Consider the following 25,219-nt stretch of genomic DNA (forward strand, 5'->3'; position numbering starts at 1 on the left):
GATGGGATTGAGGTTTTGACGATATTATATGCAAAATCGCCTTGCGTCCCCTGACTAATCCATCCGGCCTGCATCCGCGCCAACTCTGTCTATCTCCCGCGCCAGCCTGACAAATAAAAAGGACTGCCGAAGCAGTCCTCGAGTCCAACAGGGTGAGCGCTTAGAAACGATGGATCAAGCCCACGCCGAAGGAGCTTTCGCTATCCACGCCGCTAGCCTTCCAGTTCACGTGGCCGTAGGAAGTGTAGACCTCGGTGCGCTTGGACATGGCGTAGTCCAGGCTCAGCACGAACTGATCATAGCCGGAATTGCTGATGGTTCCACCCAGCGATGTAACATCATAGCCCTTAACATAGGAAATATAAGGAGTGAAGGCACCGAAGGTATATCCTCCAGTCAGAGCCAACTCTTTGGCCTTCATTTTGCTAGCATCAATCGCAGCTTGAGCGGCAGCGGCAGTCGCATAAGAACCGTTCGCAGCCAAGGCGTTAGCATAGTTTGCTTTCACCGTAGTGCCAACCGTGGAGTTGTAGTACGGGGAGAGGCTATAACCATCGGCTTGCTGATAGCCGAGCGCCACGTAAATATTGTTGGCGTTGTAACCGGCTTCCAGACGGTGCCAATCCTTCATGCCGCCCACCAGGCTGGAATCGCCCCAGCTGCCATAGTTGTACTTGCCGAAGTAGCCGGCGTTCTCGTAGCTCAGGCCGATGTTGGTGAAGGAGTTATTGGTGCGCGGGCCGGTACCATTGTTCAGGTTGTTCCGTTTTTCATCAACGGAGTACAGGAAGGCGTAGCTGAAGCCATAGTAAGTCGGGCTGTCAAAACGCAAGGCATTGGTGTGGCGGTCGTCCAGACGGGTGAACATGCCCAGGCCCCCTACGCTTTCGCCGCTGTATGAACCCGGATCCACCAGTTCCATGTCGGAGTTGGCATAGTTGGACAGTTTACCGAAGCGAACCTTACCCCAGTCGCCGGTCAAGCCGATGAAGGTGTCGCGCGTGCCCAGGCCATCGCTGGAAGCACCGGAGCCGCCATTGCTGCCATCCATGTGCAGGCGGCTTTCCACCTGCCAGATCGCCTTCAGGCCGCCGCCCAGATCTTCGCTGCCCTTGAAACCAATGCTGGAAGTCCAGTCATTGATTTGCATGCCGCTCTGCGGCTTGCCTTGGGCGTTGGTGCCGAAAGAAGAGCTATAAGTCTTGTTGTCTTCGATACCGGCCTTGATGGTGCCGTAGATGGTCACATCCGCCATTGCGGCAGCCGGCAGGGCAGCCAGCGCCAAAGCAATCAGCTTCTTGTTCATTGCAGATCCTTTCAAGTCAGTTGATTTTGTCCTGTTGACTCAGCGGCTTGCGGCCGTTGGCCCGGACATTTATGTGCCGACGGTATGTTCCGTCGATCGCTGTTGCCAATATAAGACCGGCGTTGCAGAAAAACAAAGATCAGCCTGTTTTGGCGCTGCCAAAATACCAAAAAAACAACAACATGAACGCCAACCCCATGTTTACAAAGCGTTTGCCTCGGCACAGCCAGCCCCAGACTGCTGCCAGCAAGCAACAGAATGCGGTTCAAGTGACATTTTCGCGACACTAGGGGCTATTGACGTTTGGTGAGTGGATCGCGTTTGAGCTACGCCAAAGCCGCAGGCCGGGTGCCTTTCGCGCCGACTCTTCGTTGTTCCGCGCTGGCAAAGAATGACTATGCGGCGCGCGAAACGCCTCGATTCGGCGCAAAACGCATCCCGGCGCGACCGCCCACCAAACGTCAACAGCCCCGAGGCATGCCACCCAGCCGAACCCGGCGCCCAAGATGAAAAAACCGCCGCTCGAAAACGAACGGCGGTTTTGTTGTCAGCGACAGCGCCCAGGCGCCTGCTTATTTGGCTGCGGGCTTAGCCGCCGGCTTGGCGGCAGGGGACGGCTTGGCGGCAGGCGACGGCGCTGCGCCGCCGACCACCAGGTCTTTGCGCAGTTTTTCCAGCGTCTTATCGCCGATGCCGGAAACCTTCTTCAAATCATCCACCGTTTTGAACGGGCCGTTCTTGGCGCGGTAGTCGACGATGGCCTTGGCCTTGGCCGGGCCTATTCCCTTCAGCGTCTCCAGCTGCTGGGGCGTGGCGGTATTCAGGTTCACGGCGGCCCAGGCTACATTGCACAACAACAATAAAGCCGCCACGGCGGCGAACAGTTTTTTCATCACGGACTCCTTGCGCGAGTTGGGGGAAAACGGCTCAATTATGACATGCAGCTAACCGCGCTGCAGAATCAATTCTAGAACCACCTTGCTGCCCACGTATGCCAGCATCAGGGACAGGAAGCCTGCCAGCGCCCAACGTATTGCCACGCGGCCGCGCCACCCCTGCAAACGCCGTCCCACCAGCAATCCCGCGAAGATCAGCCAGGAGATCACGCCGAATACGGTCTTGTGCGTCAGGGCCGCAGCCTTGCCAAACACTTCCTCCGAGAACACCGCGCCTGTCAACAAGGTCAGGGTCAGCAGCAGGAAACCGACAGCGATCACCTGGAACATCATTTTCTCCAACGAGAGCAAAGGCGGCAGCTGCTTGGCCAGCATCGACACCCGGCGGTGATGCAGCGCACGCTCCAGCAGCAGCATCAACACGGCGATCAGCGCGGCGATGGCGAACAGGCTGTAGGCCAGCATGGACACCAGGATGTGCAGCACGAAGGCCGGATTGGACAGGTCGCTGACCAGATGGCGTCCGGGGAAGGCCAGGGCAAAGGCCAGCGCGCCCATGGCCAGCGGCATCATGAACAGCTGCAAGCCCTCCACTTTATAAAAGAAGCTGCAGGTCCAGTAGATCAACAACATGATCCACACCATCACGCTGAGCGCGTGGCCCACGCCAAGGGCCAGGCCGCCGCTGGCGCTGAGCGGCGCCACCACCACCACGGCCTGCACCAATAGCAGCAGGCCGAGCAGGCTGTGCTCCGTGCGCGGATTGCGCGGCCAACGGGCGGCGCCTTTCCAGTTGGCCAGGTAATGCCAAGTGAACAGGCCGTAGGACAGGATCAGAAACAGGGTCAAAACGAGCAGTAGGCTGGTCATATATAAGGGTATGCGATCAAATCCGGGCGCTTACGCGGCGGCTCGTGGTAAAATCGACTGTTTGAGAGTCTACACCAAGCTGCCTATGCTTGGCAGAGAGTAAGGACAGCACCATGCTAGACAACTTGACCAGCCGCCTGTCCGGCGTGATGAAAACCCTGCGCGGCAATGCGCGGCTGACCGAATCGAATATCCAGGACGCGATGCGCGAGGTGCGCATGGCCCTGCTGGAGGCCGACGTGGCGCTGCCCGTCGTCAAGACCTTCATCGCCCAGGTGAAGGAACGCGCGCTGGGCCAGGACGTCATGGGCAGCCTGACCCCGGGCCAGGCCCTGGTGGGCGTGGTCAACGAAGAGCTCGTCAAGCTGATGGGCGAGAAGAACGACGAGTTGAACCTGGCCGCCGTGCCGCCCGCCATCGTGCTGATGGCCGGCCTGCAAGGCGCGGGCAAGACCACCACCGTCGGCAAGCTGGCCAAGCGGCTGAAGGAAACCCAGAAGAAGAAGGTGCTGGTGGTGTCGGCAGACGTATACCGCCCGGCCGCCATCGAGCAGCTGAAACTGCTGGCCTCGCAGGTGGGCGTGGAGTGGTTCCCGTCCGACGTGTCGCAAAAGCCGGTAGACATCGCGCGCGCCGCCATCGACCACGCGCGCCGCCACTTCTTCGACGTCTTGCTGGTGGACACCGCTGGCCGCCTCGCCATCGACGAGGCGATGATGGACGAGATCAAGGCGCTGCACGCCGCGATCAGCCCGGTGGAAACGCTGTTCGTGGTGGACGCGATGCAAGGCCAGGACGCGGTCAACACCGCCAAGGCCTTCAATGAAGCGCTGCCGCTGACCGGCGTGATCCTGACCAAGATGGACGGCGACTCGCGCGGCGGCGCCGCCCTGTCTGTGCGCCACGTCACCGGCAAGCCGATCAAGTTCATCGGCGTCGGCGAAAAAGTCACGGGCATCGAACCGTTCCACCCGGACCGCATCGCCAGCCGCATTCTGGGCATGGGCGACGTGCTGTCGCTGATCGAGGAAGTGCAGAAGGGCATCGATCAGAAGGAAGCCGAGGCCATGGCCAAGAAGTTGAAGTCCGGCAAGGGCTTCGACCTCGAGGACTTCAAGGCGCAGATGCAGCAGATGAAGAAAATGGGCGGCATGTCCAATCTGCTGGAAAAAATGCCGGGCCAGATCGGCCAGATGGCCAAAGGCATCCAGGGCGCTGAGGCGGAGAAATCCATGCGCCGCATCGAGGGCATCATCAACTCGATGACCATGGAAGAGCGTCGCAAGCCGGAACTGATCAAAGCCAGCCGCAAGCGCCGCATCGCCGCCGGCTCCGGCGTGACGGTGCAGGAAGTGAACCGCCTGCTGGCCCAGTTCGAGCAGATGCAGAAGATGATGAAACAGTTCTCGTCCAAGGGCGGAATGATGAAGATGATGCGCGGCATGAAGGGCATGATGCCCGGCATGTAAGCGAAAACAAACGGGCGCCAGACGCCCGTTTCTTTTGAGATAAAGACAAGCCGCCGCCAAGGCGGCGTCGCCACGCTACATTGACTCAAGGGGCCGCTAGCCGGAACCGTTTGTATTGCAACCTGCCGCTGTTTGGCAAACCACGTTTGGAAATACTCAGCATGAATCTGACTACGTTGACCGCCCTCTCCCCGCTGGATGGCCGCTACGCCGGCCAGGTGGAAGGCCTGCGCAACCTGTTCTCCGAATTCGGTCTGATGAAGTGCCGCGTCAAAGTGGAACTGGAATGGCTGAAGATGCTGGCCGCCGAGCCGGGCATTGAGGAAGTCAAACCGTTCTCCGACGCCACCATCCGCGAGATCGACGACGTGATCGCCAACTTCAGCGTCGAGCACGGCGAAGAAGTGAAGGCCATTGAGGTCCGCACCAATCACGACGTCAAGGCCATCGAGTACTGGCTGAAAGAGCGCCTGTCCGGCAATCCGGAAGTGATGGCCGCCGGCGAATTCATCCATTTCGCCTGCACTTCCGAGGACATCAACAACCTCAGCCACGCGCTGATGCTGAAGACCGCGCGCAACACCGTGCTGCTGCCGGCGCTGGACGAAGTGATCCACAGGCTGCAAAAACTGTCGCACGAGCTGGCCGCCGTGCCGATGATGTGCCGCACCCACGGCCAGCCAGCCACGCCGTCCACCATGGGCAAGGAACTGGCCAATGTGGTGTACCGCCTGAAGCGCCAGCGCGAACAGCTGGTGCACCAGGAAATCCTGGGCAAGATCAACGGCGCCGTCGGCAACTACAACGCCCACCTGGCGGCCTACCCGGACATCGACTGGGAAAGCCTGTGCGGCCGCTTCGTCACCGGCCTGGGCCTCACCTTCAACCCCTACACCATCCAGATCGAGCCGCATGACTACATGGCCGAGCTGTACCAGGTGATGAGCCGCGTCAACACCATCCTGATCGACTTGAACCGCGACATCTGGGGCTATATCTCGCTGGGCTACTTCAAGCAGAAGGTGAAGAAGGACGAAGTGGGCAGCTCCACCATGCCGCACAAGGTCAACCCGATCGACTTCGAAAACGCCGAAGGCAATCTGGGCATGGCCAACGCCATCATGGGCCATCTGGCGGAGAAGCTGCCGGTATCGCGCTGGCAGCGCGACCTGACCGACTCCACCGTGCTGCGCAATATGGGCGTCGGTTTCGGCTACACCCTGCTGGGCCTGAAGTCCTGCCTGAAGGGCCTGAACAAGCTGGAGATCAACCCTGCCCAGATCGCCGCCGAGCTGGACGCCGCCTGGGAGCTGCTGGCCGAGCCGGTGCAGACCGTGATGCGCCGCCACGGCATCGCCAATCCGTACGAGCAGCTGAAGGAGCTGACCCGCGGCAAGGGCGGCATCACCCGCGAAACGCTGCACGCCTTCATCAAGAGCCTGGAGCTGCCGGACGCCGTCAAGGCCAGCATGCTGGAGCTGACGCCGGCCAACTATCTGGGCAAGGCCGAGGAACTGGCACGCCGCGTCTGACCTACCACGCTTCCGCCGCTGCGCACGCCGTCCCTTGGGACGGCGTTTTGCATTTCCGCCCCCGTCCCGCCTGCGGCGGCTACGCCGCACCTGTCATATCCCAGTCACAGCTCTTGCAGAATTTTGTGGTCAAAATGCCATTTGCCCCTGACAATGGGATGTAAATAACACCAAAAACAATTGCTGCTGCAACAGGAAACGGGGCCGGGCAGTCATCCTGGCCCGGCAATGGGTCCACCCTGAAATAGAGAATGGATGATCATGCAATCTATGTACGACCAATCCTCGAATCACCCGGCCAGCGACGACGAACTCCTAGCCAGCCTGCCCCAGCCGGCATCTCCCCGCAATCTGCTGCAACTGAATGAACGGGTTCAGCCCGGCCTGCTGCAGTATTTCATCGAGCACGACACCAACCGCATCCTGCAGCACCTGGACACGCTGCGCGGCATGGCCTTCGCCCGCGATGGCGAAGACGGCCAGGACAACGTGGTCGAACGTCCGTTTCCATCGGTCTGCCTGATCGGCCTGGGCCGCTGCGGCTCCAATATCGCGCTGGACGTGGCCACCCTGGTCTATAACGCGCGCAAGTTCTACCTCAATGAATTTTCCGCCGAGGAAAAAGCCGCGCCGGAGCAGGAAACGCGCCGCCCGCGCAAATGGCTGAACCGCAACCTGCTGGCCCAGCACAAGAGCGCCAAGCCGGCCTTCCTGATCGAGCCCATGGTGATGCTGGGCGATCTGGACAAGGACATCAAGGGACGCATCCGTTTCTCGCGCCGCGGCGAGCAGGGCGACTTCTTCAGCAATTACAACAAAATGAAGATCATGGACCTGGCCGAGGTCCACGCCGGCGGCGCCGGCAACGCGCCGATCCTGGGCCAGTATCTGGCCAAGATCATCCTGAACAAGGACACGGTCAGCTTCTCCGATCCGGAATGGGCGCTGATCCACTCCTATCTGGTGGACTCCTGCGGCATCAAGGCCAACCAGTCCAGGCTATATTTCTACATTTTCAGCGCCGGCGGCGGCACCGGCTCCGGCATGGCCTCGGAATTCGGCCTGGCCCAGCAGTACGCGTATATGAGCAAAACCTTCGAGACGCGCGGCGAGGATAAGGGCGGCCAGGCCGACGACTACGGCTTCGTGTTCGAACCCATCTTCACCAGCGGCATCTGCATCCTGCCCAATATCTCGGGCCAGCATGCCGAGGGCTCCGAGGCGCTGCACATCAACGCCGGCCGCCTGCTGTGCAAATACCTGGCCGAGGAGTGGGACTTCTCCTACAACTTCGTCAATGAAGAAGCCGGCGCCGAAAGCGTGATGCGCCGCATCCGGCCGTGGAACGCCATGATGCTGATCTCCAACGACATCATGCGCTACGCCGAGGAAAGCGAAGGCGGCAATATCGAGCACCTGGACGTCAACGCCATGGAGCGTCACGCCAACCAGTACATCTCGCAGCAGATCTTCAACATCCTGACCGCCCAGGCCGTCACCAGCGACTACGACGAAAACTACTTCCTGCGCGCCGGCATAGACATGGGCGAGACGATACGGCTAGACGCCAACGACCTGTTCATGAGCCTGGCCGGCCCGGTGGCCGTGGCCTACGCCGAATCGGTGGTATCGGACCCGCTGGGCTCGGACGGCTTCGTCAACAAGCTCGACATCGACGACCTGTTCTACCGCTCCATCGACCTGCCGCACTTCAACCAGCAAACCCAGGCGATAGAAGGCATCAGCCTGTTGCCCATCGAATGCGAGAGCTACCGCGCGGCGCTGGAAGAATACAAGCAGTCCGGCTACGCGGCGGAAAAGCTCAATCAACTTTTCTTCTTCCAGAACTGCTCCTCGGTGGTGGCCATCCTGTCGCTGCCCAAGGGTTACAAGCTGTCCTACCTGGACCTGAACCGGCTGAAGCGCCATCTGAACGACCTGTTCCCCAGCACCACGCTGAAGCGCTACGCGCTGGTGATAGGCGCGTCCACCAATCTGTCGCTGACTACCCTGGTGGCCAAGAGCCCCTGCCTCAGCGACGATTTCCTGACCCTGATCGTGGCCTATATCAAGCGCTGCTTCGCCCATGGCAACCATCGCTTCGACGACAGCCTGGACAACGTGATCCTGGAACTGATCACCTCGGAACACTTCGACGAGACCATGCTGGAAAAGCTGCTCAACGAATACGAGAATCCGGCCAAGATCCTGGACACCAACTGGTTCGCCATCAAGCCGATGTACGAGAAGAAGTACCGCGAGCTGATCCGCGACAACAAGAAGTTCGTCTCCATCAACGACATCCGGCTGACGCGCGAGCATGTGCAGAAGGCCGTGTGCTATCTGCGCGAGATCTACCGCCACCGCATCGGCAAGACCCGCGTGGTGTCGCTGAACCGCTACGCGCGCCACAAGCACTGAGCGCGCCGCCCCGTCCCAGCCACCCTCCCCTGCGGGAGGGTGTTTTCATTCTGCCGCCGGCAGCGGCGGCGGCCAACGCCCCGCCGCGGCGAGACCGCACGCGCCATCCAGGCGCGGCGTCGCCGCACTTGAGCCTGGGCGCGCACCGCGAGATACTTGCCGGCAATTGACTCAATCCCAGGTATGGACGCACGCATGACCCATCGCATCGTATTTGTCGAGGACGACGCAGACCTCGCCGGCCTGATCAGCGAATTCCTGTCTCGCCACGAAATGGAAGTCGTGGTCGAACCCCGCGGCGACGCCGCGCTTGACACCATCGCCCGCGAAAAGCCGGACATGGTCTTGCTGGACATCATGCTGCCGGGCAAGGACGGCCTGTCCATCTGCCGCGAGTTGCGGCCCAAGTTCGACGGCCCCATCATCATGCTGACCTCCTTGGACAGCGACATGAACCAGATACTGGGCCTGGAGCTGGGCGCCAACGACTACATCCTGAAAACCACCCAGCCTTCGGTGCTGGTGGCGCGCTTGCGCGCCCAGCTTCGCCATCTGCGCCCGGCCCAGCCGGCGGCCGATGCCGCGCAGGCGGGCAAGCCATCCTCGCGCAAGGTGGTGTTCGGCCAGTTGTCCATCGACCCGGTCAGCCGCGACGTGGTGCTGGCCGGCGAGAAAATCCCGCTCTCCACCTCGGACTTCGACCTGCTGTGGCTGCTGGCCAGCCATGCCGGCGAAACACTGAACCGCGACATTCTGCTCAAGGAAATGCGCGGCGTCAGTTACGACGGCCTGGACCGCAGCATAGACGTGGCCATCTCGCGGCTGCGCAAGAAACTGGGCGACAACCCCAGCGAGCCGTTCCGCATCAAGACGGTGCGCAACCGCGGCTATCTGTTCTCGCTTTCCGGCTGGGAGTAAGCGCGCATGCGCCGCCTGTTCATCCAGTTTTACCTGCTGCTGATGTCCTGCTTCCTGGTGGCGGTCATCCTGGTGGGCGTGGTCTACAAGCAGGCCGTGGACGATGTGGGCGAACGCTATCTGGCCGACCTGCTGCGCACCACGCTGTCGCTGATCGAAGCCGACCTGCGCGGCGTGCCGGAAGACCGTTGGAGCGAAACGCTGGCCAATTCCGACTACGGCTTCACCTTCCGCGTCAAAGTCGAGAAGATGAGCAACTACATCCTGGATGACGATTCGCGCAAGGCGCTGGACCGCGGCGAGATCGTCATGCTGGAGGACAAATACCTGTTCCTGCAAAAGCTGCAGGACAGCAACTACCTGCTGGTGGCCGGTCCGCTGCGCTACCTGTTCTTCCTGCACCGGCTCAAGTGGTTCGACTACGCCTTGCTCGGCCTCTTGGGCCTGTCGCTGGCGATTCCGGTTTTCCTGTGGATGCGGCCGCACTGGCGCGACCTGGTGGCCCTGGAAAAAGCCTCCGGCCGCCTGGCCAACGGCGACCTGAGCGCGCGCGTGGACTTACCGCCGCATTCCGGCGTGCAGCACCTGGGCATCGCCTTCAACCACATGGCCGACAATATCGCCGCGCTGCTCAACAGCAAGCGCACCCTGACCAATGCCGTGGCGCACGAGCTGCGCACGCCGCTGGCGCGGCTGCGCTACCGCCTGGCGTTGCTGGAAGGCGATGAGGACACGCCGGAACGCCAGGCCATAGAGCGCGACCTCAACGCCATCGACAAGCTGGTGGAAGAGCTGCTGTTCCACGCCAAGCTGGACCGGCCGGAGGCGCCGCTGAACCCCACCAGCTTCAACGCGCTGCCCTGGGCCCGCGAGCGCATCGCCGGCCAAGCCGCGCTGGCCCAGGAAATCCATTGGATAGAACCCAGCGGCGACGCGCTGGCCATCACCGCCGACGAGCACCTGATCACGCGCGCGCTGGACAATCTGCTGTCCAACGCGCGCCGTCACGCTCACTCCGTGGTCGCCACCCACGTCCTGATCGACAAGCAGCAGTACTGCCTCATCGTCGACGACGACGGCCCCGGCATTCCGGAACAGGACCGCGACCGCGTGTTCGACCCCTTCGTGCGGCTGGATGAGAGCCGCGGCCGCAAGACCGGCGGCCACGGCCTGGGCCTGGCCATCGTCGCCGGCATCGCCCGCGCCCACCGCGGCAGCATCAAGGTGGAAACCTCTCCGATGGGCGGCGCGCGCTTCGAACTTCGTTGGCCGATGGCCTGATGTACATTCCGTAACATTGAGATACATGCCTCTTCTAGACGCTTTAGGCTTGCCACGGCTAGCATCACGCCCTGAATTAGGACTATTTCATGTCCGTTTCAACCCAATCCAAAGAAACTTAGGAGTTTCACAAATGAAAAAGCTGGCTCTGCTCGCCCTGACCGCTGCTTTCGGCCTGGCCTCCGCCAACGGCTTCGCCGCTGAAAAGGCTGCCACTTCCGCTCCGGCCATCCACAAGGCCAAGAAAGTTGAAAAGAAGAAAGTAGCTTCCAAGGCTCAAGCCGCTAAGGCCGAAGCTTCCGCTCCGGTTGCCAAGAAGGCTCACAAGCACCACGCCAAGAAGCACGCTGCCAAGAAAGTAGAAGCGTCCAAGGCTCAAGCCGCCAAGGCCGACGCTTCCGCTCCGAAGGCCAAGAAGGCTCACAAGCACGTAGCCAAGAAGGCCGCCGCTTCCAAGGCTCAAGCTGCCAAGGCCGACGCTTCCGCTCCGGTTGCCAAGAAGGCTCACAAGCACCACGCCAAGAAGCACCACGCCGCCAAGAAGGCTGAAGCTTCCAAGGCTCAAGCCGCCAAGGCCGACGCTTCCGCTCCGAAGGCCAAGAAGGCTCACAAGCACGTAGCCAAGAAGGCCGCCGCTTCCAAGGCTCAAGCTGCCAAGGCTGACGCTTCCGCTCCGGTTGCCAAGAAGGCTCACAAGCACCACGCCAAGAAGCACCACGCCGCCAAGAAGGCTGAAGCTTCCAAGGCTCAAGCCGCCAAGGCCGACGCTTCCGCTCCGAAGGCCAAGAAGGCTCACAAGCACGTAGCCAAGAAGGCCGCCGCTTCCAAGGCTCAAGCTGCCAAGGCCGAAGCTTCCGCTCCGGTTGCCAAGAAGGCTCACAAGCACCACGCCAAGAAGCACCACGCCGCCAAGAAGGCTGAAGCTTCCAAGGCTCAAGCCGCCAAGGCCGACGCTTCCGCTCCGAAGGCCAAGAAGGCTCACAAGCACGTAGCCAAGAAGGCCGCCGCTTCCAAGGCTCAAGCCGCTAAGGCCGACGCTTCCGCTCCGGTTGCCAAGAAGGCTCACAAGCACCACGCCAAGAAGCACCACGCTGCCAAGAAGGCCGCCGCTTCCGCTGCCAAGTAATTCAGGCAACGGCGCCGCGGCTTTTGGCTAGCGGCGTTGCATCATCGAACGGGGCGCCTTGCGCCCCGTTGTCATTTCAGGTGCTCCCTCATGAAACTGCCTCGCCTCGCGCTTTGCCTCTCGCTGCTTCCCGCCCTCACCCATGCCGCGCCCTTGAGCCGCGAACACAAGATCCTGTTCTTCGGCAAGGATGACCGCGTGCTGGTGCAGCCCGACCATTTGCCCTGGCAGGCCGTCGGCCAATTGCAAACCCGCTCGCGCAATATCTGCACCGGCACCCTGGTGTCGCCTAATGTGGTGCTGACCGCGGGGCATTGCTTCCTGAACGACCAAGGCAAAATGGATAAAGCCATCAGCTTTACCGTCGGTCTGTGGGGCAATGAGTATGAAGACCGCAGCCAGATCGCCGAGGTTTATGTGGACCGCGCCTTTCTCAAGGGGCTGCTCCGCCGCAAGGACGGCATCTACATCCCGCCCGACATCGGCCCGCGCGATTTCGCCTTTGTGCGCCTGAAAACGCCGCTGGGCAAGCAGCAAGGCTATATCCCCGTGTTTTCAGGCAACAGCAAGCAGCTGAAGCAGCTGCTGAACGAAAAAAAATGGACCGTTACCCTGGGCGGCTATCCGGTGGACGACCAGCGCCACTTGCGCGTCCACAAGGATTGCAAAGCCACCGAGCTGAAGCGCGATGGCCGCTTGACCCATCGCTGCGACTCATTGGAAGGCAATAGCGGCTCGCCGATTTTCGTCTTCGACGCCAAGGGACAGGCCAGCATCCTCGCGGTGCAGAGCTCTGCGCCGCCCGCGTCGCGACGCCAGCGCGAAGACAATCTCAGCGTCTCCGCGCCCATGTTCAGCCAAGCCCTGCGCGACTTCATCCAACGCGCCAAAGCGGCGGAATCCCGATAAAAAAACCGCCCTGCCGACAGCCATCGACAGGGCGTTGTTTCGGTTGCCGGACACCAACCCGCTTAATCGGCCAGCGCCTCGCGCTGCGCCGCCAGCAGCTCGGCGATGCCCTTGCGCGCCAGCGCCAACATCGCCGTCATCTCCGCCTCGCTGAACGGCTCGCCCTCCGCCGTGCCCTGCACCTCGACGAAGCGGCCGCCGCCGGTCATCACCACGTTCATATCGGTTTCGCAGTCGGAATCTTCCAGGTAGTCCAGATCCAGCACCGGCTGCCCCTGGTAGACGCCCACCGACACCGCCGCCACCTGGTCGCGCAGCGGATTGACGGCCAGCTTGCCGGCAGCCAGCAAGCCCTGGATCGCGTCGGCCAGCGCCACGTAGGCGCCGGTAATGCTGGCGGTGCGCGTGCCGCCGTCGGCCTGGATCACGTCGCAGTCGATGACGATCTGGCGCTCGCCCAGCTTGGCCAGGTCGATTACCGCGCGCAGCGAACGGCCGATCAGGCGCTGAATCTCTTGCGTGCGGCCGGACTGCTTGCCGGCGGCGGACTCACGGCGCATGCGGCTGCCGGTGGAGCGCGGCAACATGCCGTATTCCGCCGTCACCCAGCCCTGGCCCTTGCCCTTGAGGAAGGATGGCACCGTCTCCTCCACGCTGGCGGTGCAGATCACCTTGGTATCGCCAAACTCCACCAGCACCGAGCCTTCGGCATGCTTGGTATAGGAGCGAGTCAGCGTGACGACGCGCATCGCGTCGGCGGAGCGTTGAGAGGGGCGCATGTATGGATCCATCGTTAAGGTCGAATGGCTGCGATTATAACCGCTCAACCACCCTTGCCCACCTGGCTGGCCAGGATTTCCTGATGCATGGTTTCGAGATTGGATTCCAGAATCATCCGGCCGCCCAGCCGCGGCTGATTTTTCAGCGTGTCGAGCACATCCTCACGCAAGCCCAGCTCCACATCGTCATCCAGCACGGTCACGGCAATCGCCGACAGATTGTCGCCGCCCATGCCCGCGCGGCGCTCCGCCACATTGATCAGCGCCGGCAACACCTGATTGACGTTGCGGCCGGCAAACACCCGCTCCAGCTCGGCGTCCTGAATCTGCGACCACAAACCGTCGGTGCACAGCAGCACGGAACACCCGGGACCGATGGGCTGACGCTCGCCGATATCGATATTGGGATCGCTGGACGCGCCCAGGCAGTTATAAATCTTGTTGCGGTCGGGATGAGTCTTGGCCGCCTCCTCGCTCAGCACGCCCTGGTCAATCAGCCGCTGCACCTGGGAATGGTCGCGCGAGCGCAAGCGCATGCCTTTCTGGTCGATCAGATACAGGCGGGAATCTCCCACGTGGCACCAGTACAGCTGTCCCTGCTGCAACACCGCCGCCACCACCGTGGTGCTGGGCACATCCGGCAGGCGATGATCCGCCGCGTATTCCAGAATCACCTGATGCACGGAACTGATCGCGTTCACCAGGAAGCGGTTGGGATGCGTCAGCGTGGGCGCCGCCTGTTGATAGAACAGCTCGCTGAGCAGATCCACCGTGATCTGCGCCGCCACCTCGCCGCGCATGTGGCCGCCCATGCCGTCCGCCGCCACCAGCAACACCGACTCCCGCGTATAGGCGATGGCCAGCCGATCCTGGTTATAGCTGCGTCCGCCGATGCGGCTCTCCTGGAAAATCGACAGCTTCATTCCGTTCCCTTTCCATGCCGGCCGCCGGTCAACCCCCGGATCCAGCCGACCAATCGATTCCCCTCTCCCGTCAGCGCGGGCTCGGGATCGCTATAGTCAGTCTGCTGCAAACATTTCTGCACCTCCAGCACCGTCGCGGGCCGGTCATTGGGAGCCAGGGCCAGGCAGCGGTCGCACAGTTCGATCAGTTCGCGCGAATACAGATGGCGGAAGGCCCGGCCGGCCGGCGTCAGTTTATCGTTGACGGCGCGCTCCTTGGCCGCCTGCGGCGTGTCCCCGCCCATGCAGACATAGAGACAGGCGCCGATGGCGTAGATGTCGGTCCACGGCCCCAGCGGCTGGTCTTTTTCATATTGCTCCGGCGCGGCAAAACCCGGGGTGTACATCGCGGCGAAATGCTTGGCGTTGCGCGTCAGCGTTTGCCGCGCAGCGCCGAAGTCCAGCAACAGGGGGACGCCATTGCGCCGCAGATAGATATTGGCCGGCTTGATGTCCAGATGCAGCAAACGCTGGCTATGCACTTCGCGCAGGCCGGACAGCAGCGCGGCGAACCACTTGCGGATCTGCCGCTCCTGCATCCGCCCGCCAGCCAGCTCCAGCTCCCGGCCCAGGGAGCGGCCATCCGTATACTCCATCACCATGTACACGGTGTGATTGGCTCGGAAGAAATTGCACACCCGAACCACGGTGGGATGCGAGATGCCGGATAGCACCCGGCCCTCTTCGAAGAAACACTTCAAGCCCAGGTTGAAGGCATCGCGGTCCAGCTCCTGCGGAACGGTGATCTCACCCTCCGCGTTGCGCTCGGCCAGGTTGCGCGGCAGGTATTCCTTGATGGCGAATTTGCGGTCCTCATCGTCCAGCGCCAGATAGACCACGCTGAAGCCGCCGACTGACAGTTGGCGCACGATGGTGTACTCGGCCAGGCGGCTGCCTGCCGGCAAAGGGGTTTGCTTGCTGGATTGAGTCATCGAATGGCTATTGATATAGTGTCCGCAGGCCCTGAATTGAGCTTAGCAAAGCAATTCGGGCCCAACATCTGGAAATCCATCCATTACAGGAGCCCCGCATGATCTTGAGCATGACTGGCTTTGCCGCCGCCACCCGGGAATTCCCAGGGGGCATGTTGAGCCTTGAGGTTCGCGCCGTCAATCACCGCTACCTCGACGTGCAGATGCGTCTGCCCGAAGAGTTGCGCATCATCGAACCGCAGCTGCGCGAACAAATCGCCGCCCGCGTCACCCGCGGCAAATTGGAATGCCGCGTCGGCCTCAACCAATTGGACAGCACCGCGCCGACGCTGGAGCTGAACCAGGCCTTTCTCGGCCGCCTGATGGAAGTCTCGCGCGAAGTGCAGCAACAGTGCGGCAGCAGCCACGGCCTGTCCGTGGGCGAGCTGATGCGCTGGCCCGGCGTGCTGAAAAGCAACGAGCTGGCGCCCGAGGTGCTGCACCAGCTATGCCTGGATGCGCTGCAAACCGCGCTGGCCGACTTCAATGCCTCGCGGGCGCGCGAGGGCGAGAAGCTGAAGGCCGTGCTGATCGAACGCATCGACGGCATGGAGGCCATTGTCGCCGCCATCAAGCCCAAGCTGCCGCAAATCCTGGAAAACTACATGGCCAAGCTGTCCGGCCGCCTGCAAGAAGCCCTGGGCAGCGTGGACGATGACCGCCTGAAACAGGAATTCGCGCTGTTCGCGCAAAAGATAGACGTGGACGAAGAGCTGTCCCGCCTGACCACGCACCTGACGGAAGTCCGCCGCATCCTCAAATCCGGCGGCCAATCCGGCAAGCGCCTGGACTTCCTGATGCAGGAACTGAACCGCGAAGCCAACACCCTGGGCTCCAAATCCGTCTCCACCGACACCACCCAGGCCTCCGTTGAACTCAAAGTGCTGATCGAACAGATGCGCGAGCAGATACAGAACATCGAGTAAGGCCCCATGATGTCGCATCGCGATTCATAGCGGTTGCGAAATTCGCCACAAGCCCCGCCAGTCGGGGCTTTTTTCATTTCATGCTGTATCAATCCGTCGCATCAAAGCGCACAATTAGCGTGTACCCAAACGTGTACCCAAGGCATTTTTCGACACTCACTTTGGGACACACCCCTATTCGCTGTTCAGATTTTTGCTGATCTAGCAGCGGCAAAGGCTTGGGGCTGATACTCACTATTCTGGGGCGCGACATGAAAGAGCAGGAAGAAGATAAGACCACGGCGAAACTGACTGACAAGAGAATAAAGGCATGGGTCAATGCCGGGGAGCACTTTGAAGGCAGATCAGATGGCAATGGCCTGTGGCTGCGCTTTCGAGAGGCCGACAAGGTGCCAGTCTGGCGCTATCGCTACCGCTTCGGCGGCAAGCAGAGAACAGTTCAGATTGGAACATATGCCGAGCTTTCCCTTGCCAAGGCCCGCGCAACCGCCCGGGAACTGGCTGCCCGCGTGGCACTAGGCTATGACGTGGCCGCAGAGAAGCAAGAGCGCAAGGCCGCAGCCCTAGCCAAGATCGAGGAAGAGACGAACGCCATCACCATGCTGGCGCTGGCGAACGAGTATTACGAGCGAATGATCCTGGGCCGCTGGAAGCACCCGGACATCGTGCGGCGCCGGATCGACAAGGACATAGGCCCGATGCTGGGCCGGATGAAGGTGGAGGACATCAAGCCCCGCCACATTGACGAAATGCTGCAAAGCATCGTCAAGCGCGGCGCGCCATCCATTGCCAACGATGTATTGCGCTGGATAAGGCGCATGCTCGACTACGCCATCAAACGCCACATCATCGAGATCAACCCGGCCAGCGCCTTTGACGTGGGCGATGCGGGCGGCAAGGAAGAAGCCCGCGACCGTGCCTTGAGCCGCGACGAACTGGCCAAGCTGTTCGCCGCCATGAGGCTGGCCAAGGGCTTCAGCGTGGAAAATGACCTCTCCATCCGTCTGCTATTGCTGCTGTGCGTCCGCAAGATGGAGCTATGCGCCGCCCGTAAAGAAGAGTTTGATCTGCAGGCCGGCGTCTGGCACCTGCCAGGCGAGCGCAGCAAAACCGGCAAGCCTATCGACATCCCCTTGCCAGCCCTGGCAGTGGAGTGGCTGCAGCAACTTTTCGAGCTGGCCGGGCGAAGTGACTGGCTGCTGCCAGCTCGCAAGATGCAGCACCGCATGGTGCCGCACATCCATGAAGGCACCATCGGCACCGCAATGGGCAAGGTTAAGCCGCACATGCCGGACGTGGCGGACTTTACCGTCCATGATCTGCGCCGCACTGCGCGCACTCACCTTGCAGAGCTGGGCATTGATCCGGTGGTAGCTGAGCGCTGCCTAAATCACAAGATTAAGGGTGTAGAAGGGATTTACAACCGGCACGACTATTTCAACGAGCGCCGCGATGCCCTGAATAAATGGGCCGGGCTGCTCAATGCGCTGGACAAGGGCGAGCCTTACAATGTGACATCTATTACCAGAGGCAGGAAAAAGACCGGTTAACTCACGTGAATATTGAATGTTGCAGAAGCGCAACCAGTATTCAAAAAAATAAGCTCATAAAGCAAGGGCCAACTGTGAAGGAGGCGGAATTTAACACAAAGAAAATAACGATGAAAAGACCCAAAATTCCATTTGAATTATTTTAATCAAAAAACTAATTTCTAAAAATCACCTGGCATTTTTTCGTTGCCATCCTACAACAGTCTCCCTCAATCCTATCCCGTATTGGGATGACTCATACCGTTCCATACAGTTCTAATAAGTACAAAATGTAGAAATTTAGCCATGCTACGCCACAACTTCTTGTGGTGCGAGGCAATTCGCCTTGCTACAATTGCTGCGTGGATTTGGCCATAAACAGAAAGAGCCAGCTTGCCGGCTGGCTCTTTGCTGCCCAAAACATTCACATGTTCCAGTAGGAAAACATGATTCTGAGTCATGTTTTCCTGTAGCGTCACTGAGTGACTGCGCCTCGATCTTTATCAAATTGGAGAACGCGCATACCAGCAGGTATGCGGGTGCGTTTTAACATGATGCGCACGGTAAAGCAATATGGGAATCTCTATCACCCCCTTGCTTAGCCGGCCAGATTGTGGCCGCCCCACGCCTGCACGTCACTAGTGGCCTCCTTAATCGCTAGATATTAGGAGTTACCATGACTGTTAAATACATCCGCCCTTCACAAGTGGCTCAGCGTTATACCGTTGCGCGTTCTACAGTTTACCGCTGGATCAAAAATGATCCATCCTTCCCTCATCCCCGGGCGGTCTCAAACTCCAAGTGCAACACCCTGATAAGGTGTTGCCATGGCCTCACATTACCAACAACTTTGCGCTGAAGAGCGCGCCTGCATCATGCAGATGGCCGCACAAGGTCAAAGCCTCCGCCAGATCGCTAGGCTGCTGCGGCGCGCGCCCAGCTCCATCAGCCGCGAGATTCGTCGTAATTCGATCAATCCCACCGCTTACGACGCCGCCGCCGCCGGTCGTCAAGCTAGGCAGCGACAGCGCCTCCCTCGGCGTTCTCGCAAGCTCCTGCCGCACAACGCCGCCTTCCTGCTGGTGGCTGAACTCCTGCGCCAAGGCTGGTCTCCGCAACAGATCCAGGGCAGACTGCGTGAACATTATCCTGAAGATCCTGCCTACCACGTGTCACACGAAACCATCTATGCCGCCATTTACGCCATGCCTCGCGGCGAGCTGCGCAAAGAACTGATTCGCTGCCTCCGCCAGGGCCAGGATGGCCGGCGCAAGCGCAGTCAAGGCGAGGATAGACGCGGCAAGCTGCCTGATATGGTCAGCATTCATGAGCGTCCGCCCGAGGCTGAAGATCGGTTGATCCCAGGCCATTGGGAGGCGGACTTGATCAAAGGGGCTGGCAATCGCTCGGCAGTGGCAACGCTGGTGGAGCGCAGCAGCCGGCTGGTGCTGTTGGCCAAAATGCCGGATGCGAGCGCGGCATCTGCGTTGGAGGCATTAACTCAGATGCTGAATCGAATACCGGAGCCCGCCTTGCGCAAAACGCTAACCTACGACCAAGGCAAAGAGATGAGCCGGCACAAAGAGCTGACGGCGCGGACCGGCATTCAAGTCTACTTCGCCGATCCGCACAGCCCCTGGCAGCGTGGCAGCAATGAAAACGCCAACGGCTTGATCCGAGAGTATTTGCCCAAGGGAACAGACTTGTCGGTTCATAGCCAGGAAGAGCTGGATGCGATAGCGCACCGGCTCAACACCCGGCCTCGCGCAGTGCTGGGTTTCAAGATGCCGATCGAGGTGTTTGCTGAACACTTGGACGCTGTGATTGAATCACGACAGGCTGTTAAACATTAACCCTGTTGCACTTGGTTCTTGAAACCGCCCCGTAAATTCGGTGGCGTTACCCTGTTTGATTTGTCAGAGCTAGAGCGCTGGGAAGCTCAGCGCAACACTCTGGCTGCATAAGGGGAGCGCCATGGGAATCACTCACACCCTCCCGTTCTCCAATGTCGCAGACACAGCCGCAGAGGCGCAACGCATGCGCCTGCTCTACGCTCTACGTGATGGCCCTGTCACCACGATTGAAGCCCGCACCCTGTTAAACATCTTTCAGCCTGCTGCACGTGTGAAAGAATTGCGCGATAGGGGCTTCCAAATCATCACCGAGCGCATCCGCGTAACTGATGAGAGTGGCCGCAAGCATAGCGGTGTCGCCCGCTATGTCCTGCTCAGCGAGTGCTCGCAGGAGGAAGCCGCATGACCAAGCTTATTCAAGCCGATTTCAACGGCCAGGCGATGCAGTTCACCGCTGATGGCTGGTTTTGTGCGACTACTGCGGCAGCAAGGTACGGGAAGCGCCCGAATGACTGGCTTTCACTGCCTGAAACGGGAAAGTACCTGGAAGCACTCACGCGCAAATATGGGGAAATCCCCTTTTTCAAGACCAAGCGCGGGGGCGATACCGGAAAATCTGGTAACGCTCAAGGCACCTGGCTTCATCCGAAATTGGCCGTGCGCTTTGCTCAATGGCTGGATATGGACTTCGCCGTCTGGTGCGATGAGCAAATAGACGCCCTGATTCGTGGCCAGTCCGGGCCGGATGAGTGGGCCATGGCGCGCATTGAGGCCGGTTCTCGATACCGTGGCATGTGCGACATGCTGCACTTATCCCGGCTAGCACAAGGCAAAGAGACGAAGAGATACCACTACAGCAATGAGGCGCTGCTGATTAATCAGATACTGACGGGTAAACGCATAAAGCGCGACCGCAATAGCCTGAGCAAGATCGAGCTGCGCCTGCTGGACTTAATGGAGACAGAAAACACCCGGCTGATTGCCCTGCAAGTACCGTCTGACGAGCGCAAGATCAAGCTGACAGCCTTTTACCATCAGCAGCGCCAGCGCCTTGCTATCCCGGCCAATGATGTTGCGGGGAGGATTTCAGCATGATGCCCCTTGCCACTCTATGCCCAGCGGGACATAATGGCCGTGCACTGCTCATCAGTGCCGGGATTAGCCTCTCGAACACAAAGGCGGATAGCCGCCATATGCGGCATTTTTTACGTCCGTTACACGCCATTGGTGCGTCCATTTTCATGGCGGGCCTCGGCGGGAGCATCCTCGGATGCGCTGGTTCCTTTGTGCCAGTAAGGCTAATCCCGCCCTGCGCCTGCCACCCCCGATTAGCCTCGGCTGGTGGGCCTAAACCCACAAAGGAGGCAGTCACCATGCCTAGCATCGCCCTGCGCGCTCTCCGCGCCATCCGTCCCTTTTTCGCTGTTTCCATCGCAACGACGCCCACCAGGGCCGAAGCCGCCGCGCTCGCTCGCTTGTTGGTTTCGCAAGGCCGCCGCGCCGTCATCCTGTCGGCCGCCCAAGGCTTCAACGTGTCGGAGGTGCGGTAATGGCCCAATACCTCGAAAACAGCCTCACACTCCTTGCTGACCATCATCAGGCATTCCAGCAGCGCACTGCAGACGCTGCGCTATGCGATCTTGCCGCCAGTCATGCGGAAATGCTGCAAGCCGATGTCGCTATAACCATCGCCATGCTTGGTGAACTGGTGTTGAACTATGGTGCGGCAGATACTGGCGAAGAGGTCACAGTCCTGCAGCACATGGGCCACGCTCTGCGTCTAATGGGCGAAGTGGCCCGTTTTGCAGAACTGGAAGGCGGCGTCATTGCTACCGCTCGCGCGCTGCCGACCAAAGGAGAACTAGCATGAGCCAAGACAAGCAGATCGTTGCCAGCATTTCACTGGTGAAGTACTCCGATGGAAGTTTTGAGTTTACGAGATTCGGCGATGCGACCTCAATGATGGAGAAGATCGAAGCCGCTGAGGCTCGCATTGCGAAACGTCTTCCCGCAGAGGTCAGCCCGAAGACCAAACACCATTCGAAACACGCCAGGAAAGTAGCTGTTTCAGCTGCATAAATACCAAGAAACAATCTGACGATGGGGCGGCCCTGACCCACACCCGAGCACGTTCTCGGGTGCGGGCCTCCTCACGTCTGCGAAAGGCATTCATGCGATTTAACACCGACGAACTACGCCGGCAAACAGTGGGACGCTGGCCGGACATCCTGACCGCCATGGGCATCTCCGCCGAGGTGCTGGCCCGGCGCCGCAATCAGCCTTGCCCGGCCTGCGGCGGCACTGACAGATTTCAGTGGATCGACAAAGGCAGCGGCCGCTTTGTCTGCCGCGGCATCGACAACCAGGGCGGCGACGGCTTCGCGCTGGTGCAGCACTGGCTTGGCTGCGATTTCCTGGCTGCTGCGCGCGCCGTGGCGGGCGTGCTGGGCCTCGACAGCACCCAACCCCTGCCCGAACGGCCAACACCCGCCCAAACACCGGCAAAACGCCAAAAAGACCAGCGGGCCGCCATCGTCCGGCTGTGGCAAGAGGCCGAAGCCATCACCGCCGGCGACCCTGTGGCGCGCTACCTGGCCGGCCGTGGACTGGTGCTGGAGCCGTGCCCCGATGCGCTGCGCCATCATCCTGCCCTGCCCTATTGGGCTGAGGTCGCTGGCCGGCCGGTGCTGCTGGGCCACTTCCCGGCCATGCTGGGCGCTGTGTCGTCGCCATCCGGCGCGCTGGTGGCGCTGCATCGCACCTACCTGAACGACGCCGGCGGCAAGGCTGACATCCGCCACCCAACCAGCGGCGAAGCGCTCAAGGTCAAGAAGCTGATGGCCGGTCGCGAAGGCGACATGCGCGGCGCGGCGATCCGTCTGCAGCCGCCGGAGGATGGCCGGCTGGCGCTGGCCGAAGGCATCGAAACCGCGCTGGCCGTGGCCCTGGGCAGCCGCATGCCGTGCTGGGCGGCCGTGTCGGCCTGGGGAATGGCCAATGCCGCGATTCCTGACGCCGCTGGCGAGGTTTTCATCATGGCCGACAACGACGCCAGCCAAACTGGCCAGAAGGCCGCAGAAGCGCTTGCGCGCCGCCTCGTGAGTGATGGCCGCGAAGTCCGCATTCTGACACCAAGCACGCCCGGCGCTGACTGGCTGGACGTGCTGACCGCAACAAGGAAGCCGCAATGAGCAAGAACGATCTGGAAGCCCTGCAAAATGCGCTGGAGGCGGACAAGTTCACGCTGCGCCCGCGCTATCAAGTCACCCACGACGCCGTGCAGTTCATCGACGTGAAGCGCAACGCGGAAACCGGCGAGCTGACCGAACTGCCGCCTGTCTCCCTCTGCGACCGCCTGGAGCTGATCGGCCGAGGCGAAGACGAAACCGGCCGCCAGTATCGCATTCTGTCCTGGCGCAGTCGTGGCAGCGGCACGCCTCGCCGCGTGGCCTTTCCGCTCCGCCTGGCGGGCGAGCGTGAAGGCTGGGCGATGCTGCGGGATGCTGGCCTGGCCATCTCCTCGCGCCGCGGCCTGCAAGAGCGGCTGGCGGAATACCTGCAAACCGATGGCGACAACACCTTGCACCGCGTCACCGAGCGCGGCGGCTGGCAGCATGGCGCCTACATCCTGCCGTCTGGCGAGGTGCTGGGGCAGTCCAAGCAGCCGGTTTTCTACAATGGCGACCTCAGCAGCGCCGAGGCGTACCAGGCCGCAGGCGACGTGGGCAGCTGGCGCGACAACGTGGCCCGCCTCGCTGCCGGCAACAGCCGCTGCATGCTGGCGCTGGGCTGCGCCTTTGCCGCGCCGCTGGCCAGCTTGGTGGATCTGGAATCAGGCGGCTTTCACCTGTTTGGCGACTCCGGCGACGGCAAAACCACCGTGGCGCGCATGGCCGGCTCAGTTTGGGGCCATCCTGACTTGCAGGTCTTGAATTGGGACGCCACCCCGCTGGCGCTGGCCAATAGCGCCGCCGCGCGCAATGACGGCCTGATGGTGCTGGACGAAGTCGGCCAGGGCAGCCCGGACGCCGTCAGCATGGCCAGCTATCGCTTGTTCAACGGCATAGGCAAGGCGCAAGGCGCGAAGGAAGGCGGGAACCGGCAGATGCCGCGCTGGCGCGTGCTGGCGCTGTCCACCGGAGAGCATCCACTTGGCCAGTTCCTCAGCGGCAACGGCAAGCGGGTGAAGGCGGGCCAGGAAACCCGCCTGGCAAGCATTCCTGCAGACGCTGGCGCCGGCTATGGCGCGTTCGAATGCCTGCATGAGCATGACACGCCCGGCCAGCTGGCGGAGGCGATCAAAGACGCCACCATTGCCCATCATGGGACCGCCGGCCGCGCGTTCATCGCGCATGTTGCCGCCCATCGCTGCGAGATCGCCGCACGACTGCGCGAAGCCATGGCGGCATGGCGTGATGCCTTGCCCGCCGGCGCTGTCGGCCAGGCCCGCCGCATTGCTGCCCGTTTCGCCGTCTTGGCGGTGGCGCTGGAGCTGGCGACAGAGTGCGGGCTGACTGGCTGGGCGGCTGGTGTGGGCCGCGAGGCCATGCGCCGCATCTCCCGCGAATGGCTGGCCATCAACGGCGCCGGCAAGCATGAGGACAAGGCCATTACCCGGCAGGCAGGCCACTTTCTGGACACTCACGGCCTGGCGCGCTTCATCGCGCTGCCGATTGCCGAGGAGCTGCCGCGCGTGCCCAACCTGGCCGGCTATCGCCGTTACACCACAGACGGCGAGCCGGAATATCTAGTTTTGCCGGCCGTGTTCGACGCGGAAGTGATCGCCGGCTTCGACCGGGACAAGGCGTGCAAGGCGCTGGCCGCCGCCGGCATGCTCCAATGCAAACCGGGCCACTTCACCAGCAAACAGCGCACCCCCAGCCACCCGAAAGGCGGGCGGTATTTCCTGATGCTGTCGGTGGACCTGGAGGCCGCCAACGAACCCGGCGACGAGCTGGCTGGCTGACTGCCTCATGCGCACGCCTGCAGGTTTCGCGACCAGTACGCGCAAGCGCGCGCACGTGTAGGCAGCGATGCAAACAGGCGGGAACGCGGGAACAAGCCCTCAAAAACCGCCTGCAAGCCTTGTCTGGCAAGGGTTTCACCTGTTCCCGCACCCCGCCAAAATGCGGGAACAGCGCGGGAACAAGGCGGGAACACATCGCCAGCCAGGCGACAGCAGGCGGGAACAAAACACCCTAAGCGGGAACAGAGCGGGAACAACATATCCCTTTATTTTCAATGTCTTGCAAGCCTTGTTCCCGCGTTCCCGCTGTTCCCGCATGTTTTCGCTATATATACGCGATCCCAGGAGGCCAGCCCGGCCAGCGGCTGGCATCACCACCAGTTCACCCCACCAGGCGCGGCCAGCATCGCGCCTCTTTTCTTGGAAATCCACATTCTGCTAAACTGCAATTGTTATGTTATAACATTTCACATAGCCATGACCCAGACCCAAGACCGCACCGCCC

At 61.3% G+C, this 25,219-nt stretch carries 24 protein-coding genes; 18 read left to right on the plus strand and 6 right to left on the minus strand.

The window, feature by feature from the left end:
• Positions 1-160: 160 nt before the first annotated feature.
• The 3 genes from FYK34_RS13935 to FYK34_RS13945 form a co-directional block, all read right to left on the minus strand.
• Positions 161-1,306, minus strand: coding sequence for a porin (locus FYK34_RS13935; protein WP_149297376.1), 1,146 nt, complete (start codon positions 1,304-1,306; stop codon positions 161-163).
• 572 nt (positions 1,307-1,878) lie between these two features.
• Positions 1,879-2,199, minus strand: coding sequence for a ComEA family DNA-binding protein (locus tag FYK34_RS13940; protein WP_149297378.1), 321 nt, complete (start codon positions 2,197-2,199; stop codon positions 1,879-1,881).
• Positions 2,200-2,250: 51 nt separating this feature from the next.
• Positions 2,251-3,072 carry a cytochrome C assembly family protein gene (locus FYK34_RS13945; protein ID WP_149297380.1) on the minus strand — a complete coding sequence of 274 codons (822 nt, stop codon included), beginning with the start codon at positions 3,070-3,072 and terminating at the stop codon, positions 2,251-2,253.
• A 113-nt stretch (positions 3,073-3,185) separates the two neighbouring features.
• Between FYK34_RS13945 and ffh the strand changes: the two genes are divergently transcribed.
• From ffh to FYK34_RS13985, 7 genes are all read left to right on the plus strand, one after another.
• Positions 3,186-4,541, plus strand: a complete 1,356-nt coding sequence (gene ffh / locus FYK34_RS13950; protein ID WP_149297382.1) for a signal recognition particle protein — start codon at positions 3,186-3,188, stop codon at positions 4,539-4,541.
• 161 nt (positions 4,542-4,702) lie between these two features.
• On the plus strand, positions 4,703-6,073 hold the full coding sequence (purB, locus tag FYK34_RS13955) for an adenylosuccinate lyase (protein ID WP_149297385.1): 1,371 nt from the start codon (positions 4,703-4,705) through the stop codon (positions 6,071-6,073).
• A gap of 255 nt (positions 6,074-6,328) precedes the next feature.
• Positions 6,329-8,494, plus strand: a complete 2,166-nt coding sequence (locus tag FYK34_RS13965; RefSeq protein WP_149297387.1) for a hypothetical protein — start codon at positions 6,329-6,331, stop codon at positions 8,492-8,494.
• 195 nt (positions 8,495-8,689) lie between these two features.
• Entirely contained in the window at positions 8,690-9,412 is a 723-nt protein-coding gene (gene rstA, locus FYK34_RS13970) for a two-component system response regulator RstA (protein WP_149297389.1), read from the plus strand.
• A gap of 6 nt (positions 9,413-9,418) precedes the next feature.
• Entirely contained in the window at positions 9,419-10,693 is a 1,275-nt protein-coding gene (gene rstB / locus FYK34_RS13975) for a two-component system sensor histidine kinase RstB (protein WP_149297391.1), read from the plus strand.
• A gap of 133 nt (positions 10,694-10,826) precedes the next feature.
• Entirely contained in the window at positions 10,827-11,819 is a 993-nt protein-coding gene (locus FYK34_RS13980) for a hypothetical protein (RefSeq protein ID WP_149297393.1), read from the plus strand.
• A 90-nt stretch (positions 11,820-11,909) separates the two neighbouring features.
• Positions 11,910-12,728, plus strand: coding sequence for a trypsin-like serine peptidase (locus FYK34_RS13985; RefSeq protein WP_149297395.1), 819 nt, complete (start codon positions 11,910-11,912; stop codon positions 12,726-12,728).
• Positions 12,729-12,790: 62 nt separating this feature from the next.
• Here the strand turns inward: FYK34_RS13985 and rph are convergent, their stop codons facing one another.
• The 3 genes from rph to FYK34_RS14000 are packed head-to-tail and all read right to left on the minus strand — an operon-like array spanning position 12,791 to position 15,401.
• The gene (rph, locus tag FYK34_RS13990; RefSeq protein WP_149297397.1) at positions 12,791-13,507 is read right to left on the minus strand and encodes a ribonuclease PH; all 717 of its coding nucleotides are present in this window, start codon (positions 13,505-13,507) and stop codon (positions 12,791-12,793) included.
• A gap of 44 nt (positions 13,508-13,551) precedes the next feature.
• The gene (locus FYK34_RS13995; protein ID WP_149297399.1) at positions 13,552-14,430 is read right to left on the minus strand and encodes a PP2C family protein-serine/threonine phosphatase; all 879 of its coding nucleotides are present in this window, start codon (positions 14,428-14,430) and stop codon (positions 13,552-13,554) included.
• A complete protein-coding gene (locus FYK34_RS14000; protein WP_149297401.1) occupies positions 14,427-15,401 on the minus strand; it encodes a serine/threonine protein kinase in 975 nt (324 codons plus the stop codon). Before FYK34_RS14000 ends, FYK34_RS13995 begins: the two co-directional genes overlap by 4 nt.
• A gap of 98 nt (positions 15,402-15,499) precedes the next feature.
• Between FYK34_RS14000 and FYK34_RS14005 the strand changes: the two genes are divergently transcribed.
• The 11 genes from FYK34_RS14005 to FYK34_RS14050 all read left to right on the plus strand — a co-directional run bounded on the left by FYK34_RS14005 (position 15,500) and on the right by FYK34_RS14050 (position 24,714).
• Positions 15,500-16,366 (plus strand): YicC/YloC family endoribonuclease, encoded by an 867-nt coding sequence (locus tag FYK34_RS14005; protein ID WP_149297403.1) that lies wholly within the window; start codon positions 15,500-15,502, stop codon positions 16,364-16,366.
• A gap of 251 nt (positions 16,367-16,617) precedes the next feature.
• Positions 16,618-17,916, plus strand: a complete 1,299-nt coding sequence (locus FYK34_RS14010) for a tyrosine-type recombinase/integrase (RefSeq protein ID WP_149297405.1) — start codon at positions 16,618-16,620, stop codon at positions 17,914-17,916.
• Positions 17,917-18,571: 655 nt separating this feature from the next.
• The gene (locus FYK34_RS21205) at positions 18,572-18,754 is read left to right on the plus strand and encodes a helix-turn-helix transcriptional regulator (protein ID WP_149297407.1); all 183 of its coding nucleotides are present in this window, start codon (positions 18,572-18,574) and stop codon (positions 18,752-18,754) included.
• A complete protein-coding gene (locus FYK34_RS14020; protein WP_149297409.1) occupies positions 18,723-19,748 on the plus strand; it encodes an IS30 family transposase in 1,026 nt (341 codons plus the stop codon). The genes FYK34_RS21205 and FYK34_RS14020 overlap by 32 nt, the downstream gene beginning before the upstream one ends.
• Positions 19,749-19,869: 121 nt before the next feature.
• Positions 19,870-20,154 carry a helix-turn-helix domain-containing protein gene (locus tag FYK34_RS14025; protein WP_149297411.1) on the plus strand — a complete coding sequence of 95 codons (285 nt, stop codon included), beginning with the start codon at positions 19,870-19,872 and terminating at the stop codon, positions 20,152-20,154.
• A complete protein-coding gene (locus tag FYK34_RS14030) occupies positions 20,151-20,843 on the plus strand; it encodes a KilA-N domain-containing protein (RefSeq protein ID WP_149297413.1) in 693 nt (230 codons plus the stop codon). The genes FYK34_RS14025 and FYK34_RS14030 overlap by 4 nt, the downstream gene beginning before the upstream one ends.
• 278 nt (positions 20,844-21,121) lie before the next feature.
• A complete protein-coding gene (locus tag FYK34_RS20515) occupies positions 21,122-21,298 on the plus strand; it encodes a hypothetical protein (RefSeq protein ID WP_168209751.1) in 177 nt (58 codons plus the stop codon).
• On the plus strand, positions 21,298-21,618 hold the full coding sequence (locus FYK34_RS14035) for a hypothetical protein (protein ID WP_149297415.1): 321 nt from the start codon (positions 21,298-21,300) through the stop codon (positions 21,616-21,618). Before FYK34_RS20515 ends, FYK34_RS14035 begins: the two co-directional genes overlap by 1 nt.
• Positions 21,615-21,827, plus strand: a complete 213-nt coding sequence (locus FYK34_RS14040; protein ID WP_149297417.1) for a hypothetical protein — start codon at positions 21,615-21,617, stop codon at positions 21,825-21,827. The genes FYK34_RS14035 and FYK34_RS14040 overlap by 4 nt, the downstream gene beginning before the upstream one ends.
• A 92-nt stretch (positions 21,828-21,919) precedes the next feature.
• Positions 21,920-22,939 carry a DUF7146 domain-containing protein gene (locus FYK34_RS14045; RefSeq protein WP_149297419.1) on the plus strand — a complete coding sequence of 340 codons (1,020 nt, stop codon included), beginning with the start codon at positions 21,920-21,922 and terminating at the stop codon, positions 22,937-22,939.
• Positions 22,936-24,714 carry a DUF927 domain-containing protein gene (locus tag FYK34_RS14050; protein ID WP_149297421.1) on the plus strand — a complete coding sequence of 593 codons (1,779 nt, stop codon included), beginning with the start codon at positions 22,936-22,938 and terminating at the stop codon, positions 24,712-24,714. The genes FYK34_RS14045 and FYK34_RS14050 overlap by 4 nt, the downstream gene beginning before the upstream one ends.
• Positions 24,715-25,219: the final 505 nt, after the last annotated feature.

It is taken from the genome of Chromobacterium paludis (genome assembly GCF_008275125.1).
Lineage (GTDB): Bacteria > Pseudomonadota > Gammaproteobacteria > Burkholderiales > Chromobacteriaceae > Chromobacterium > Chromobacterium paludis.

Coding starts and splice junctions, on each gene's coding strand:
- FYK34_RS13935 (WP_149297376.1), bottom strand. CDS start 1,306: ATGAACAAGAAGCTGATTGCTTTGGCGCTGGCTGCCCTGCCGGCTGCC.
- FYK34_RS13940 (WP_149297378.1), bottom strand. CDS start 2,199: ATGAAAAAACTGTTCGCCGCCGTGGCGGCTTTATTGTTGTTGTGCAAT.
- FYK34_RS13945 (WP_149297380.1), bottom strand. CDS start 3,072: ATGACCAGCCTACTGCTCGTTTTGACCCTGTTTCTGATCCTGTCCTAC.
- ffh (WP_149297382.1), top strand. CDS start 3,186: ATGCTAGACAACTTGACCAGCCGCCTGTCCGGCGTGATGAAAACCCTG.
- purB (WP_149297385.1), top strand. CDS start 4,703: ATGAATCTGACTACGTTGACCGCCCTCTCCCCGCTGGATGGCCGCTAC.
- FYK34_RS13965 (WP_149297387.1), top strand. CDS start 6,329: ATGATCATGCAATCTATGTACGACCAATCCTCGAATCACCCGGCCAGC.
- rstA (WP_149297389.1), top strand. CDS start 8,690: ATGACCCATCGCATCGTATTTGTCGAGGACGACGCAGACCTCGCCGGC.
- rstB (WP_149297391.1), top strand. CDS start 9,419: ATGCGCCGCCTGTTCATCCAGTTTTACCTGCTGCTGATGTCCTGCTTC.
- FYK34_RS13980 (WP_149297393.1), top strand. CDS start 10,827: ATGAAAAAGCTGGCTCTGCTCGCCCTGACCGCTGCTTTCGGCCTGGCC.
- FYK34_RS13985 (WP_149297395.1), top strand. CDS start 11,910: ATGAAACTGCCTCGCCTCGCGCTTTGCCTCTCGCTGCTTCCCGCCCTC.
- rph (WP_149297397.1), bottom strand. CDS start 13,507: ATGCGCCCCTCTCAACGCTCCGCCGACGCGATGCGCGTCGTCACGCTG.
- FYK34_RS13995 (WP_149297399.1), bottom strand. CDS start 14,430: ATGAAGCTGTCGATTTTCCAGGAGAGCCGCATCGGCGGACGCAGCTAT.
- FYK34_RS14000 (WP_149297401.1), bottom strand. CDS start 15,401: ATGACTCAATCCAGCAAGCAAACCCCTTTGCCGGCAGGCAGCCGCCTG.
- FYK34_RS14005 (WP_149297403.1), top strand. CDS start 15,500: ATGATCTTGAGCATGACTGGCTTTGCCGCCGCCACCCGGGAATTCCCA.
- FYK34_RS14010 (WP_149297405.1), top strand. CDS start 16,618: ATGAAAGAGCAGGAAGAAGATAAGACCACGGCGAAACTGACTGACAAG.
- FYK34_RS21205 (WP_149297407.1), top strand. CDS start 18,572: ATGACTGTTAAATACATCCGCCCTTCACAAGTGGCTCAGCGTTATACC.
- FYK34_RS14020 (WP_149297409.1), top strand. CDS start 18,723: ATGGCCTCACATTACCAACAACTTTGCGCTGAAGAGCGCGCCTGCATC.
- FYK34_RS14025 (WP_149297411.1), top strand. CDS start 19,870: ATGGGAATCACTCACACCCTCCCGTTCTCCAATGTCGCAGACACAGCC.
- FYK34_RS14030 (WP_149297413.1), top strand. CDS start 20,151: ATGACCAAGCTTATTCAAGCCGATTTCAACGGCCAGGCGATGCAGTTC.
- FYK34_RS20515 (WP_168209751.1), top strand. CDS start 21,122: ATGCCTAGCATCGCCCTGCGCGCTCTCCGCGCCATCCGTCCCTTTTTC.
- FYK34_RS14035 (WP_149297415.1), top strand. CDS start 21,298: ATGGCCCAATACCTCGAAAACAGCCTCACACTCCTTGCTGACCATCAT.
- FYK34_RS14040 (WP_149297417.1), top strand. CDS start 21,615: ATGAGCCAAGACAAGCAGATCGTTGCCAGCATTTCACTGGTGAAGTAC.
- FYK34_RS14045 (WP_149297419.1), top strand. CDS start 21,920: ATGCGATTTAACACCGACGAACTACGCCGGCAAACAGTGGGACGCTGG.
- FYK34_RS14050 (WP_149297421.1), top strand. CDS start 22,936: ATGAGCAAGAACGATCTGGAAGCCCTGCAAAATGCGCTGGAGGCGGAC.